The organism is Bacillota bacterium (assembly GCA_033549065.1).
Classification (GTDB): domain Bacteria; phylum Bacillota; class Dethiobacteria; order DTU022; family DTU022; genus JAWSUE01.
The window spans coordinates 118,065-132,417 of the sequence record JAWSUE010000001.1 but is presented as its reverse complement, the minus strand read 5'-3'; the positions used below and the strand labels follow the sequence as shown (position 1 = coordinate 132,417).

The window sequence follows — 14,353 nt, the reverse complement described above, 5'->3', positions numbered from 1 at the left end:
TTAGAAATAATGGATACATCAATTGATAAAGATATTATTGCCGGGTACTCCCCACCTCTTAAATGGGCGGGAGGCAAACGCTGGCTTGTTCCACATTTGAGGCGCTACTGGGAAAAGCACAGTAATTTAAGGTTAGTTGAGCCTTTATGCGGCGGTCTTGCTGTTGCACTGGGTCTGCTTCCGGACAAAGCGCTTCTGAATGATATTAATCCCCACCTGATTAACTTCTACTTGTGGGTTAAAATGGGTTTAAAGATTGAACTTCCCATGATTCACGATAAAGAAATTTATTATAAATATAGAAAACGTTTTAACAACCTCATCGAGGCGGCACGGACAGACAGCAAGGAGGCTGCAGAAATATTCTATTATCTTAACCGGACCGGCTATAATGGTTTATGCCGCTTTAATAAAAAGGGTTACTACAATGTACCTTTTGGTCGCTATAACAAGATAAACTACCGGTATGACTTTAACCATTACCAAAAGCTTTTTACTCGCTGGGAATTTAGTTGCGTTGATTTTGAACATTTAAGTTTAAAAGATGATGACTTTATATATGCTGACCCGCCCTACGATGTAGACTTTACTTCTTATTCAGCAGGTGGGTTTAGCTGGGCTGATCAGGTTCGTTTTGCTAACTGGGTATCCATGTATAATGGTCCGGTTGTCCTTTCAAATCAGGCAACAACGAGGATTATTGAACTTTATGATTCCCTGGGTTTTAGAATTAAGTTTATGAAGGCTCCCCGAAGAATAAACTGTAATGGAAGCCGTATTCCAGCCAGAGAAATTCTTGCAACTAAAGGACTGAAGGACTGTTAATATATGAACATATGTGTTCTGCTCGCTATTTTTTCCGCGTTTAACCTACTTAAAGATTTAACTAATAATTATTGTTTTCTCAGGTTAAACTGATCGCACCGTATGGACAAGCTGCGGTGCATTTTGCGCATCCCTTGCATAAAGAAGGATTGGCCATTGGGAAATCGTATTTTTCTTCCTGACCAATTACCTTTAACTGGCATTCTGCAACAGCAATGCATATGCCGTTGTTGCATAAATCAGGCCTGCATTTTGAGTAATCCAGTGAAACTAGTGTATTTGGCATTATACCTCACCCATTGATTACAGAGTATTATATTTTAACTTGCATATATTATAACATTATGATAATATAATATATATGAAAAATCAAGCTTACCATCATTATTTAACTTAATTAAATCAGGCATCTAAAATTTTTTATCTATAAATTATTAATTAGGGTTGATTTTTTAAAAAGTTATACTAAAATATAAAGTATAGCATTATAATAGACATTAAAGTGATAGTATTCACAAGATTAATTTTTTTATTTCAAATCGATCTTTACAAAAAAGGGGAGGTTATGTAATGAAAAAAACATTTTGGTTTGTCTTGGTGATTATCTTGGCATTGATAATGCTTACCGGCTGTGGTGAAACACCTTCAGGAGAAGTTCCGGAAGAGACACCGGAAGAAGAAACACCTGATGAAACCCCATCAGCAGGCGGGATAACAAGCATCGGAATGGGTGTTGTTAGCTCAATCGGACGATCTGTTGATGCAGGGGAAGAAGTAAACGCCATAGCCCAGGTAGATAACGTTATAGTCGCAGGAGCATTTGATGCTGAAGGTAGAATAGTAGAAGTGATCATTGATACTGCACAGACGCGTGTTAATTATGATGAAGAGCTGCAGGTTGTTTCCGATACCGCGGCAGAAATCAAGACTAAGAAGGAACTCGGTGCTGATTACGGGATGATACGTGCATCCGAAATAGGCGTTGAGTGGGATGATCAGATCTACGCTCTTGAAGAGTGGATGATCGGAAAAACTGTTGATGAAGTTAAGGCAATGGGATTACAGGATGACGGATCGCCTGAAGAAGCAGATCTGGCTACCAGTGTTACCATAACGGTAACCGATTATATTGCTGCTCTGGAAAAAGCTTATGCCAATGCGTTTGATGTAACAGCCGAAACAGTATCTTTTGGATTGGGTCATGATGTTTCAATTGCCAGCTCATATGGGTACAGTGAAGAAAACGATATTCTGCCAAGAGCCCAGGTTGATGTTATCCTTGCGGCTGCTGCTTTTGATAGCGAAGGTAGGGTTGTCGGTGTTCTGATCGATACTGCACAGACCAGGGTTAATTTTGATGCTGAAGGAGCGGTTACCTCTGATCGGGCTGCGGAAGTTAAAACAAAGAAGGAACTCGGTGCTGATTACGGGATGATCCGGGCATCTGAAATCGGCAGAGAATGGTATGAGCAAATTGCTTCCCTCGAAGAATGGATTGTTGGGAAGACTTTAAGTGAAGTCCTGGCAATGGAACTTCAGGAAGACGGTTCACCTGCTGACGCAGATCTGGTTACATCGGTAACCATGACGGTTTCCTATTACTTTACAGCTCTGCAGGAAGCATACGATACTGCCAGGTAATAAAAACAGCAGAACAAATTATGTAATATATTAATTTGGGAAAGTTAATCACAGAATTGCTTCCGGCACAGTGATATAATAAAGTGTCGGGAGCTTTTCTCTGTCAGCTTGAATTTATTAGAATCCGAATAAGTAGCGAAGGAAGATTTAATGAGAAAATTAATAATAGTATTGTTTGTCGTGGTATTAATTTTTATTACAGGTTGCTCTGATCGCAGTCAAACTGGTTACACCAGGTACCAGGAAAGTTATTTTGACACATTCGACACTTTGGTTCAGTTTGTGGCATATACAGAAAGTGAAGAAGAGTTCAACGGGTATGCTGAAAAATTTCATGAGCGCCTGAAAGAATTACACAGGCTATACGATATCTACATTACTTACGAAGGGGTTAATAACCTGAAGACGATCAATGATCGTGCAGGGATAGAGCCGGTAAAAGTTGATCAAGAAATTATTGATCTTATTCTTTTTTCACGAGAGTGGTCAGAAAAAACTGGAGGGGCAGTCAATATTGCTCTAGGGCCTGTTTTATCAATCTGGCACAGCTATCGCGAAGAAGCGCTTTTTGATCCGGCAAATGCGGAATTGCCCCCTATGGAAAAATTGCGGGAAGCCATGGAATACACCGATCTTGATCAGGTAATCGTTGATACCATACAGATGACAGTCTATCTTCCCTATCCTCAAATGAGCCTTGATGTTGGAGCCGTGGCAAAAGGATATGCCCTGCAGATAGCAATCAAGGAGCTGGAAGAAGCAGGATTAAATTCTGCAATAGTCAGTGCGGGTGGGAATATTCATATTGTTGGAAGTCCTCGCGATGGAGAACGTGATCGCTGGGGTGTGGGTATACAGGATCCACAAGCTTCAATTGTCGGCGGTCAGGAAACACTTCTGGATGTAATTTACCTGGATCGCGGAAGTGTTGATACGAGTGGAGACTACCAGAGATACTATATCGTTGAAGGAGAATTAATCCATCACTTGATTGATCCAGCAACATTAATGCCGGCAACTCACTATAGGGCAGTTACAGTTGTTGCTGAAGATTCGGGTTTAGCTGATTTCATGTCAACCGCACTATTCCTGATTCCCTTTGAAGAGAGCAAGACCCTGGCAGAAAGCCTGGATAATTTTGAAGCGATATGGGTTATGCCCGATGGGGAAGTGAGAACCACCGAAGGTATGAAATCCTTGTTGAGAAGCAACGGCGCTACTGCAAGATAATTATTCATATGCGAAATCAACATCAATCTCTCTTTCTGATAATAGGCATTTGAGATTTAGAATATATAATAAGAGCGAATGCGGTTAATTATTGGCAATAAAACGTATTTTTTGTCTTCTACAGTCTTTTTAAGCCATATTACATCGAATAACTGTGTTTTACAGCGTATTTGTTAAGATTAGGGTTCTAATCTAATCTTATGAGCTTGTAGCATATTTTCACAAGCGGAGGAAGCTTTGTCAAATTTAATCTTATCAGATAATATATAATTTACCAGGTTAAATATTAAACATAGAAAACATTTGCTGAAAGGGTGATCTGTTATATTTAGAATTAAAACACTCCACTTGATTGTTGTGATTATTGGGTTTACTGTTTTCCCTTTACTGGGAGTAATTTACTTTCAAACTAACGGGTTGATCGGCGGTTTTTTTATCGGTTTAGTGATTGCCTTGATCGTAAGTTTTTTACATAAGTAAAAAGGTATAGATCAAATAGTTTCCTACCCGGAATCGGCATCGATAATATTTTCTAATCCGAAATATATAACCCAGGTAATTTGAAATCACTTCACATGATGTAAAGATGATTTAAATCATGTATAATATTCTTATGACTGCATTAGAAACTATTCAAAGACGTTTATCCGTCCGAAGGTATTCAGATAAGAGTATTGAAACCTCCGTCCGAGAAGATCTGGGAACATATTTTGAAGAAGCTGGTAAGGGTTTGTTTGGCAATTTGGTCCGTTTTAAACTGCTGGATTTAGGGCCAATGTCCCGGGAAGAAATGCGATCTTTAGGAACTTACGGTTTCATTAAAGGAGCTAAACTTTTTGTCCTGGCTGCGGTGAAGGAAAACAGGTGGGCATTTGAAGATATCGGATATTGCATGGAAAAAGTTATTTTAAAAGCAACTGAGCTTGGCCTGGGCACCTGCTGGCTTGGTGGAACATTTAGGAGAAGTGCCTTCGCGGCTAAAATGGAACTTTCTGCTGATGAAATGCTCCCGGCCATAAGTCCTATAGGTTACACTCATAATGAATCATTTACTTCAGATCGTGTGCTGCGTTACACTATCGGTTCTGTCAAGCGACTTCCCTGGAGAAATCTTTTTTATGAAGGTAATGATCAACAGCCATTGGAAAAAGCTAGCGCTGCGGATTTTGTTGATGCCCTGGAAGCCATCCGAATCGCTCCTTCTGCATCGAATAAGCAGCCATGGCGTATAGTAAAAGGTGAGAACAGCCAACAATATCATCTGTATCTGAAGGAAAACAAACTTTACAATAGATTATTAGGGAAGATCAGGATACAGCACATTGATATGGGGATCGCTATGTGTCATTTTGAAATGGTTGCACGTGAACAGGGGTTATCAGGCGGTTGGGAAGTTGCCAATCCGGGATCAAAATATGATGGGCTACAGTATATTGCTACCTGGGTGAGTTAACCTTTGAGCGGGATTGTTTATTTGCACCACTGTGATGATTTCAATTCTGAATAATCAAAGTGTTTTTAATCAAAGTAAAGTAAAAAAGGGGTTGTCGGATTCTTCACAGGACAACCCCTTTTTTATCATAGATATTTCATGGCAACAGCTGGTACCTGGCAGTAAAATGTCTCATTAGTTCTGACTGAAACGTTATTTCAAGACCTCTTACCTGATCTCTCCGTGTAGCAATATTCTCGAATGCTTTAGCTACAAGATCCATATGACGATCTGTATAAACTCTTCTCGGGACAGCAAGTCGTACTAACTCCTGTTTCGGAAAGACCTGCTTGCCTGTCTCCGGGTCAACATAACCGAAAGTACTTGTTCCTAAATCTACAGAGCGAACACCTGCTTCTTTATATAATTCTACAACCAGGGCTTGTCCGGTTAAATGTTCCTGTGGAATATGGGGTAAAAATTGTCCTGCATCAATAAAGACTCCATGACCGCCAACTGGAAGGACAATTGGCACCCCGGCTTCTGTAAGTTTATGTCCCAGGTAATTAACCTGTCCAATTCTGTTTTCAAGGTAACTATCATCAATACCTTCGTATAGTCCTCTGGCTATGGCTTCCAGATCTCGACCGGCCAGACCACCGTAGGTTCGAAAACCTTCGTAGATAATCTGGATCTGGACCGCTTTTTCATACCATTCCTTATTATCCTTGAATGCCAGGAACCCTCCGATATTGACCAGGGCATCTTTTTTCGAACTCATTGTACAGCCATCTGCATGGGAGAACATTTCACGGGCTATCTCTTTAATGGATTTATCTTTGTAACCTGGCTCCCTTTTCTTAATAAAATAACAATTTTCTGCATACCTGGCAGCATCAATAAATAGTGGCCGATTATATTTTTTTGCCAGCATGCCTGCAGCCTTAATATTTTCCATTGATACCGGTTGGCCGCCATTGCTGTTACAGGTAGTGGTCATGATGATTATGGGTACCTGTGAAGGGTTGCTGTCATTTAACTCGCTTTCCAGTTTATCAAGGTTAATATTGCCTTTAAAGGGATATTCAGAAGTCGGTTCAAGTCCTTCATCGATGACTAAGTTAACCGGCGATGATTTTCTTAACCGGATATGTCCTTCTGTGGTATCAAAGTGCATATTGCCCAATATTCGCTGATTTTGACCAACAAACATGGACATCAGGATATTTTCCGCTGCCCTTCCCTGGTGGGCAGGGACTATAAATTTATAACCGAAAATATCTTCAACTGCATCCTGAAGGTTATAGAAATTAGCACAGCCTGCATAGGATTCATCACCCAGCATCATTCCCGCCCACTGGTTAGCGCTCATTGCAGATGTTCCGCTGTCCGTAAGCAGATCAATATATACATCCTCGGCTTTTAGATTGAAAATATTATAGTAAGCTTTTTCAATGAGCATTTCTCTGGTCTGCCGATCTTTAAGTTTTATCGGCTCAACCATTTTAATTCGATATGGTTCTGCATAGGTATTACGATCTCTCAAAACAACAGCCTCCTTAATCAGATAATAATTAAATTAAACTGCAAACATATTTTCTGCTTTTGATATTTTTAATTCAATTTGATATTAAATACTCCTTTAGCAAAAAGGAAGAAATGCAGCCGGAAAGAATTATTAATCAGATGATGTCTGAAACGGCCGGGAGGATATAAGGTGAATAATAAATTAATCGGAAAAAAATTATTAAAAAAAAGGATTGCAGTATCAATGGAAGAGCAGCCTGCCGAACTTTTGCTGAAAGGGGGAAAAATTGTTGATTTATGTAACCTTTCATTTTATGAATCGAATATAGCAATTGTTGGTGGTCATATTGCAGCGATTGGAGAATTTTACACGAGTGGTCAGGAAATAATTGAGTTAAAGGGGAGTTATGTCACTCCGGGTTTGATCGACTCTCACCTCCATATCGAGAGTACGCTTTTGCTGCCGCCAGAGCTAGCCAGGGTGATTGTTACCCAGGGAACTACTGCAATAGTCCATGACCCTCATGAAATCGCCAATGTTCTGGGAATAAAGGGAGTAAACCTGATGCTTGAAGCAGCTAAGGGTTTACCGTGTGACTTTTTTGCTACTATTCCATCTTGTGTTCCAGCTACAGATATGGAAACCAGCGGCGGAGAAATAAGAATTAAGGAAGTGGAAAAATTACTGAATTTCGCGAATGTTATTGCCTTGGGAGAAATGATGAATTATCCAGGTGTGATTAACCGCGAGTTTGAAGTTCTGGAGAAGCTCTTGATTTCATCATCAGCAGGAAAACCTCTTGATGGGCATGCGCCGGATCTAAGTGGCAGAGAACTGCAGGCTTATCTGACATCTGGGATTTCTACTGATCACGAATGTATTACTGCTCGAGAGGCGATGGAAAAACTAAGGTACGGTATGAAAATTATTATCCGTCACGGATCGGCAACATCCAGCCTGGATGAGCTGCTTCCGCTGGTTACCAGAGCAAACAGCAGCCAGTTTATGTTTGGCAGTGATGATCGTGATGCCGGAGAACTCCTGACACAGGGTCATGTAAATGGAATTCTCCGGGCTGCTGTTAAGATAGACGGCGACCCCTTACTGATGCTGAGGCTGGCGACATTAAGTGCAGCAAACCACTACAGACTCTATGACCGGGGTATGATTACACCGGGTAAACGGGCTGATCTGGTAGTTTTTGAAGACCTGAAAGCATTTAAGCCACTAGTGGTAATAAAAGATGGCCGGATTGTAGCTCGCGAAGGGAAAATAGAAGCTTCGATACCCCAATTTACTTTACCACCTTTTGCACGAAATTCTGTAAAGATTAACAAGACAATTACTGAAGCTGATTTCACATTAAAATATCCACCAGGCAGAATTCCGGTTATTGGTGTAGTGCCGGGACAACTGGTTACAGAGAAACTGGAGCTTGATTTGCCCCGCATGGGGAACGGTGAAGTAAGTTCAATTACCGAATCTGGCATAAATAAGATTTCTGTGATTGAGAGACACGGTAAAAACGGTAATATTGCTGTAGGTTTGATCAGTGGTTTTGATCTGAAATACGGTGCTCTGGCATCAAGTGTAGCCCATGATTCTCATAACATTATTGTTGTAGGAGCATCCGAATCAGCAATGGCTCTTGCTGTTAATGAGTTAGTCAGAATCGGTGGAGGTTTTGCGGTTGTTGGTGAAGAAAATCAATTGAAGGCTTTACTTCCTCTGGAGGCTGCCGGGTTGATGTCAGTTGATTCTGCAGCACAGGTTGCCGATGAGATGAATAATATCCTCCTGGCTGCCGGAAAGTTGGGGACCAGGCTTCCCCAACCATTCCTGACGCTTGCATTCATGGCTTTACCGGTAATTCCTTCCCTGAAAATTACCGATCGAGGCCTTTTCGATGTTGATAAATTTACCTATCTATAAGTTAAATATAAATTTATGTTAGAATTGGATCATTATAACTAAGGGGGTGTATTATTGACAGGTAAGCTTACCATACCTAATATATTGTCTCTATCAAGAATCGTTTTACTTCCTCTTCTTTTTATTATCCTCTATTCCGGACATCATTATCTTTTTTTGGCAGGATATATTCTAATCGGTTCAACTGATTTTTTTGATGGAATATTTGCCAGAAGGCTTAACCAGGTTTCTCATTTTGGCAAGGAGCTCGATTCCCTGGCTGATCTTTTTTTCTACATATCTTCAGCTTTTTTTTTAAATTATCTGTTCCCCGAGGTTATTGCAGCAAATAAATTATACCTGTTTGTCTTTTTCTCGCTTCTCGGTTTTTCATTCATCCTATCAGGGTTATTGTTCCGTAGGCCGGTTATGATGCATACTATAATATTGCGGTTCAATGCTGTAATGGTCTATTTTACTTTAATCTGCTCATTTGTATTTGATACAACACTGTTAGTCAGGTTAGTAATTTTAATTTATATTATTGGGTTTATCGAAGAAATACTAATTTTTATTTTTTTTGGCAATGTAAATCCTGATACCAGATCTATTTTCCACCTGCTGAAGGGAAGGACGGTTAATAATTGAAATACCGGAAATATTGCCCTTACTGTTTAAAACGGGCCGTAGTTTAAGGTAACGGCCACTATTACAAATGAAATCGTTATAATCAGTACCACAAGCTGCAGGACGATTACCCAGCGAAACCATTTTATATAGCTGACTCCGGCCAGGCCCAGAGCGATCAAAAGTGCAGCATTTGTTGGGAAAAGAACATTGCTGAAGCCATCTCCGAAGGCGAAAGCCAAAACCGCTGTCTGTCTTGTGACACCGACTAGATCCACAAGGGGAGCAATTATGGGGATAATCAGGAAAGCTTTGGCAGAGGCTGAACCGATAAAAAAGTTTAATACCAGGACCACGCCGTAGACAAGAAGTGCTGCGGCTGTAGTGGTTGCGCCGCTGATAGTACGAACTGAGAAATCAAGTATCGTATCCATTACCCGGGCATTTGTCATTATATGTTTAACACTGACAGCCATCAGTATGAGTATTATAGCCGGGGCAATCCCACCGAGGCTTTTTATAAAAATCGATAACGTGTCTTTTGTTTTCATACCACTCAGTAGTGAAGCACCCACTCCACCGATCAGAAATACTAACCCGACAAGGGGAAGTGCTATTCCAGAAATCAAATGAATAAATGAAGCCCCAATACTGATAATTACTATAATAATTAAGGCAGTTATAAACCATGCAAGAGACACCCTTAACCCAGGGTTGGTATGGATATTTAATTCGTCATGGGTAAGTTTGAATCTGCTGCGCATATATGTATCATCATTATAAACAGGTGACAGCGTTGGATTATCTTCTATTTTTTTTGCGTAACGAATTAAAAAGAAACTTAGAATTGCATAGATTGTTATAAACACAACAGCCCTGAGTCCGATACCTGAATATACAGGCAGTTCGGCCAACCGCTGAGCAATTCCGATAGTGAATGGATTTGCCAGGGCAGCTGAAAACCCGAATGCTACAGCTAACAGACTCATTCCCAGGCCGGTCATGGCATCCCACCCCAGCAGGTAAGCAAGGGCAATCATCAGGGGAACCAGGATAATAAATTCCTCGAATATACCCAGCAGTGCTCCGAATAACATGAAGAACAGAACTATAATCGCCAGGAGCAAATATTTTTTTTGGCCAAACCGCGAAATCACGCCGGAAATCAGCGCTTTTAAAACACCGGCTTTATCTAAAAGGGAGAAAGAGCCGCCGATTAAGAGGAGAACTATAATTATTGTAATTATTACCGGTGCATCAGGGCCCCAAAGAACCTCCAGGGGCGCTGTAAACCAGCGCCAGATCGGATAGTCTGGAGGTTCAGTCAACTGAAATGAACCCGGAATAATAACTGTTCTTCCTTCAACCAACTCGGTTTCAAAGCTACCACTGGGTATAAATAAAGTTAAAAAACCGGCGACAACCATCAGAGCAAGGAGGATACATGCAGATTGGATAAATGCCTTTTTCCCGATGCGTAAAACTGAATCTTCTTTATTCAAGTTTCATATCCCCTTTATATGATATTTTTAAATCTTCGGGTATAATATTAAACAAATTCTCTAACAGATTAAGCCGATCCTTTTAAAAAGAGATTCTGATTGATATTTACAATAGAAAAGTAAACCGCGGAAGGAGATAAAAAGATGATCGGATTGGTCGCAATATTAAGCATTAAACCCGGTAAAGAAAATGAAGTTGCCGAAGCCTGTCGGGTTATGGCTAAAAAGGTTCATGAACTTGAAAAGGACTGTCTTTTTTATGAACCTTTTATTTCCGAAGAAAACCCCAGGGAGATTTACTTTCTGGAAACGTATGCAGACAATGAATCCCTTGAACTACACCGAGAAACCGAGCACTACAAGAATTACAGGGAAGCGATAAAAGATGCTGTGACAGAACCGCCCCGGGTTACCCTGCTAAAGGCGATTACTTAAATCCCATATTGTGAAATATGCTTGCATTCTACTTTTTCAAAAGGTATAAATATGAGTAAGCAGAATATCTTAAAGGGACGATGGGTATCGTCCCTTTAAGCTTGCAGAAATAAACCGTTAATTTTGCTCTAGTGCTTATGATATAGTTCAATATTTTTATAAAACAGTCAGCTTTTCTGAAAGAAGGGTTTAAATTAATGCATATTATAGTTGTCGGGGGAGGCGGAGTCGGTTACGGACTGGCTCGCAATCTATCCGAAAAACAGCAGGATGTTGTAGTAATCGAGAGGGATGAAATAAAAGCCCGCAGATTTACCGAAGCTCTTGATGTTATGGTTATCGAGGACAACGGGGCTAATGCATCTGTGCTTGAAAGGGCTGATATAAAAAATGCCGGTATGCTTATTGCTGTAACCCAGTTTGACGAAACAAATATTATTTCCTGCATGTTGGCCAAGCAGTATGGAGTTCCCCTGACGGTCTGCCGTATTCGTAATTCAGGTTATGCCGATGAAGATTCAGTATTGACTCCCCGGCAGTTGGGTATTGATATTATTATTAATCCCGAGCGGGTAGCGGCAATGGAAATATCGAAGATGCTTCATTTCCCTGACGCAAGTGAAGTTGAATATTTCAACCAGGGAAAGGTAATGATGCTAGGTGTAACAGTCGGTAAGGAAGCTGGTATCACTGATGTCCCGCTGTACAAGTTACCACTGAAGAATGAATCAATAATAGTTGGGATCAGCGATTCAAAGGGTAAATTTATTGTGCCCGGAGGCCGCGATGTAGTCAAACCCGGGAATAAGATATACCTTCTTGGTAAAACCAGGACATTAAAAGATATCAGCAATCTGTTACATCATGAGAAAACAAGAATTAACCAGGTAACTATCCTGGGTGGCGGGATGATCGGTTTACGGTTAGCCCAATTGCTTGAACAGAGCAAACAGCCTTTTTCTGTAAAGCTGATTGAAAAGGATGAATTTAAATGCGAAAGTTTGTGCAAAAAACTAAGTAAGACCCTGGTTCTTCAGGGTGATGCAACGGAGATTGCCATGCTCAAGGAAGAGGATCTGGAAGCATCAGATGCGGTCATTGCGGCCATCGGGGATGATCGGTCAAATATTGTTTCGGCCCTGCTGGCCCGGCAGTTTGGGGTAAAAAAAATAATCTGCGAGGTAATGAAACCCCAGTATGTACCAGTTTACAGCACTTTGGGCATAGATAGTGTGATAAATCCGCGTCTTCTTGCCGCTGCCCAGATAATGAGGTATATTCGCAAGGAAGATGTTGTTGCCCTTTCGATTCTTCAGAATGAAAAGGCTGAAATTATTGAACTGGTTTTGCCCGAATCAGCAAAAGTGGCACATAAGAAAATTGCCGAGGCAAATCTACCACGTGGTATGATCATCGGCTCGATAGTCCGGAGTGATGATGTAATTATTCCCGGCGGCAATAGCGAATTGCTGCCAGGCGACGATCTGGTTATATTTGCCATACCCCAGGTCAGCAGTAAACTGGATCGCTATTTTGCCTCTTCCCTGGAGGGAGAAACAAAAAAAATCCAGGGCATTGATCTGATCGGCTATGAATCATAGAGTAGTTTTCGCTGTATAAATAATAAATTGGATAAGTGGATGAGGATGTTCTAATGCGCCGCATACGGATCTTTTATCTTCTCGGGATTATGCTGCTTTTTTTATCATTGGCCATGTCTTTACCTGCACTCTGGTCTTTAATAGAACAGGGGAATGACCGGCTTGCCTTCCTGAATGCGATTTTGGTAACTGCAGCGGCAGGTTTTTTTATGTTTATCTATTTTTCAAAGTCGCAAAGAAAAGAACTGAGCATTGTTGAAAACTTTACACTCGTCGCTATGGCCTGGCTGGTTGCCGGTATCTTCGGGGCATTACCCTTTCATTTTTATGGTTTATTTGATGGGAACTTTCTGGATGCTTATTTTGAAACCGTTTCGGGATTAACCACAACAGGTGCAACATTAATAGGTGATATTGAGAATGTTCCGCGGGGTTTGCTTCTCTGGCGTGCGTTCACCCAGTGGCTTGGCGGTATGGGAATTATTGTACTTTTTTTAGCAATACTGCCCCGATTTGGATTTCGCAGTATGACCATGTTCAAAGCAGAACTGCCCGGGCCGATTGCAGAGAGGCTTGTCCCCAGGGTTGTGGAGACTGCCAGGCGGCTTTGGTTGATCTATGTTGCGTTAACTTTATTGGAAATTATTGCGCTTATGCTTTGCGGAGTTAGTTTTTATGACTCTCTTGCTCATGCTTTTACTACTATGCCAACAGGGGGCTTTTCGACATACAATGCCAGCATAGCTGCGTTGAATAATCCCGCTGCAGAAATAGTAATTATGCTATTCATGTTTTTCGCAGGGATTAACTTCGTCCTATATTTCCGTCTCCTGCGCGGGGATTTTTCAATTCATAAAAATCCCGAACTTCGTTTTTATTCTATGATAATCTTACTTTCAATAATCATGGTTACCATAAATATTTATGATCATGCCTCCGGTTTGGGAGTTGCATTAAGGCAGAGTGCATTTCAGGTTGTCTCCATCGTAACTACCACGGGTTATGCCACAGTAGATTTCGATGCCTGGAAACATTTTTCCCGTATTCTTCTGCTGCTTCTTATGTTTATCGGAGCCTGTGGAGGTTCTACAGGTGGTTCTATCAAGCAGATAAGGTGGATGCTGATGATCAAATTCTCTCTTCGCGAACTTTACCGTTTAATTCATCCATCTGCAGTATCATCGGTAAAGATATCTGATCAGCCAGTCTCTGAGGAGATTCTGAAATCTGTTATGGGTTTTGGTTTTTTATACATCTCACTGACCGTTATGGCCACCCTCGTTTTGAGCGCAATGGGGCTGGATCTTGATACTTCATTTTCTGCTGTTGCGGCGACAATCGGTAATGTCGGACCTGGACTGGCTCAGGTTGGGCCGACTTATACCTACCAGGTTGTTCCTCCTCTCGGCAAAGCCCTTCTTTCCGTGATGATGATCATCGGTCGCCTTGAAGTTTATACGGTACTGGTAATTTTCCTTCCTGAATCAAGACGGCTTTGGAGCCGTGCCTTCAATAAAAGCAGTTAAAACCTCGATTTTACATTAGTTTCTATAGATCATATGTCTAATACTACAAGGCAGGATATTAATAACTAATAACGAATATTATTAGTCTGAATTTA

12 protein-coding genes are annotated in these 14,353 nt (G+C 41.0%); 9 read left to right on the top strand and 3 right to left on the bottom strand.

Annotated elements, in window-relative coordinates:
- Window positions 1-9: 9 nt before the first annotated feature.
- On the top strand, window positions 10-825 hold the full coding sequence (locus SCJ97_00635) for a Dam family site-specific DNA-(adenine-N6)-methyltransferase (protein ID MDW7738552.1): 816 nt from the start codon (window positions 10-12) through the stop codon (window positions 823-825).
- A 79-nt stretch (window positions 826-904) separates the two neighbouring features.
- On the opposite strand, the gene SCJ97_00630 is transcribed toward SCJ97_00635, so the two are convergent.
- The gene (locus tag SCJ97_00630) at window positions 905-1,111 is read right to left on the bottom strand and encodes a 4Fe-4S binding protein (GenBank protein ID MDW7738551.1); all 207 of its coding nucleotides are present in this window, start codon (window positions 1,109-1,111) and stop codon (window positions 905-907) included.
- A 284-nt stretch (window positions 1,112-1,395) separates the two neighbouring features.
- On the opposite strand from SCJ97_00630, the gene SCJ97_00625 reads away from it, so the two are divergent.
- The 3 genes from SCJ97_00625 (at window position 1,396) to SCJ97_00615 (ending at window position 5,149) form a co-directional block, all read left to right on the top strand.
- The gene (locus SCJ97_00625) at window positions 1,396-2,466 is read left to right on the top strand and encodes a hypothetical protein (protein MDW7738550.1); all 1,071 of its coding nucleotides are present in this window, start codon (window positions 1,396-1,398) and stop codon (window positions 2,464-2,466) included.
- A 150-nt stretch (window positions 2,467-2,616) separates the two neighbouring features.
- Window positions 2,617-3,696 carry an FAD:protein FMN transferase gene (locus SCJ97_00620; protein ID MDW7738549.1) on the top strand — a complete coding sequence of 360 codons (1,080 nt, stop codon included), beginning with the start codon at window positions 2,617-2,619 and terminating at the stop codon, window positions 3,694-3,696.
- A 598-nt stretch (window positions 3,697-4,294) separates the two neighbouring features.
- Window positions 4,295-5,149, top strand: coding sequence for a nitroreductase family protein (locus tag SCJ97_00615; protein MDW7738548.1), 855 nt, complete (start codon window positions 4,295-4,297; stop codon window positions 5,147-5,149).
- Between the two features lie 136 nt (window positions 5,150-5,285).
- Here SCJ97_00615 and SCJ97_00610 read toward each other — a convergent pair whose 3' ends face one another.
- Window positions 5,286-6,674 (bottom strand): tryptophanase, encoded by a 1,389-nt coding sequence (locus tag SCJ97_00610; protein ID MDW7738547.1) that lies wholly within the window; start codon window positions 6,672-6,674, stop codon window positions 5,286-5,288.
- Between the two features lie 171 nt (window positions 6,675-6,845).
- On the opposite strand from SCJ97_00610, the gene ade reads away from it, so the two are divergent.
- Both ade and SCJ97_00600 read left to right on the top strand, forming a co-directional pair.
- Complete coding sequence (gene ade / locus SCJ97_00605) at window positions 6,846-8,588, top strand: adenine deaminase (protein MDW7738546.1); 1,743 nt, start codon at window positions 6,846-6,848, stop codon at window positions 8,586-8,588.
- Between the two features lie 54 nt (window positions 8,589-8,642).
- Window positions 8,643-9,215 carry a CDP-alcohol phosphatidyltransferase family protein gene (locus SCJ97_00600; GenBank protein MDW7738545.1) on the top strand — a complete coding sequence of 191 codons (573 nt, stop codon included), beginning with the start codon at window positions 8,643-8,645 and terminating at the stop codon, window positions 9,213-9,215.
- A gap of 26 nt (window positions 9,216-9,241) precedes the next feature.
- On the opposite strand, the gene SCJ97_00595 is transcribed toward SCJ97_00600, so the two are convergent.
- Window positions 9,242-10,696, bottom strand: a complete 1,455-nt coding sequence (locus SCJ97_00595; GenBank protein ID MDW7738544.1) for a hypothetical protein — start codon at window positions 10,694-10,696, stop codon at window positions 9,242-9,244.
- Window positions 10,697-10,840: 144 nt separating this feature from the next.
- On the opposite strand from SCJ97_00595, the gene SCJ97_00590 reads away from it, so the two are divergent.
- The 3 genes from SCJ97_00590 (at window position 10,841) to SCJ97_00580 (ending at window position 14,258) form a co-directional block, all read left to right on the top strand.
- On the top strand, window positions 10,841-11,131 hold the full coding sequence (locus SCJ97_00590; GenBank protein MDW7738543.1) for a putative quinol monooxygenase: 291 nt from the start codon (window positions 10,841-10,843) through the stop codon (window positions 11,129-11,131).
- 197 nt (window positions 11,132-11,328) lie between these two features.
- Window positions 11,329-12,732 carry a Trk system potassium transporter TrkA gene (trkA, locus tag SCJ97_00585; GenBank protein ID MDW7738542.1) on the top strand — a complete coding sequence of 468 codons (1,404 nt, stop codon included), beginning with the start codon at window positions 11,329-11,331 and terminating at the stop codon, window positions 12,730-12,732.
- A 53-nt stretch (window positions 12,733-12,785) separates the two neighbouring features.
- Window positions 12,786-14,258 (top strand): TrkH family potassium uptake protein, encoded by a 1,473-nt coding sequence (locus SCJ97_00580; protein ID MDW7738541.1) that lies wholly within the window; start codon window positions 12,786-12,788, stop codon window positions 14,256-14,258.
- The last annotated feature ends 95 nt before the right edge of the window (window positions 14,259-14,353 follow it).

Bases quoted from the DNA above. Each gene is read 5' to 3' on its own strand.
- SCJ97_00580 (MDW7738541.1), top strand. From the start codon at position 12,786: ATGCGCCGCATACGGATCTTTTATCTTCTCGGGATTATGCTGCTTTTT.
- SCJ97_00620 (MDW7738549.1), top strand. From the start codon at position 2,617: ATGAGAAAATTAATAATAGTATTGTTTGTCGTGGTATTAATTTTTATT.
- SCJ97_00635 (MDW7738552.1), top strand. From the start codon at position 10: ATGGATACATCAATTGATAAAGATATTATTGCCGGGTACTCCCCACCT.
- SCJ97_00590 (MDW7738543.1), top strand. From the start codon at position 10,841: ATGATCGGATTGGTCGCAATATTAAGCATTAAACCCGGTAAAGAAAAT.
- SCJ97_00630 (MDW7738551.1), bottom strand. From the start codon at position 1,111: ATGCCAAATACACTAGTTTCACTGGATTACTCAAAATGCAGGCCTGAT.
- SCJ97_00625 (MDW7738550.1), top strand. From the start codon at position 1,396: ATGAAAAAAACATTTTGGTTTGTCTTGGTGATTATCTTGGCATTGATA.
- trkA (MDW7738542.1), top strand. From the start codon at position 11,329: ATGCATATTATAGTTGTCGGGGGAGGCGGAGTCGGTTACGGACTGGCT.
- SCJ97_00615 (MDW7738548.1), top strand. From the start codon at position 4,295: ATGTATAATATTCTTATGACTGCATTAGAAACTATTCAAAGACGTTTA.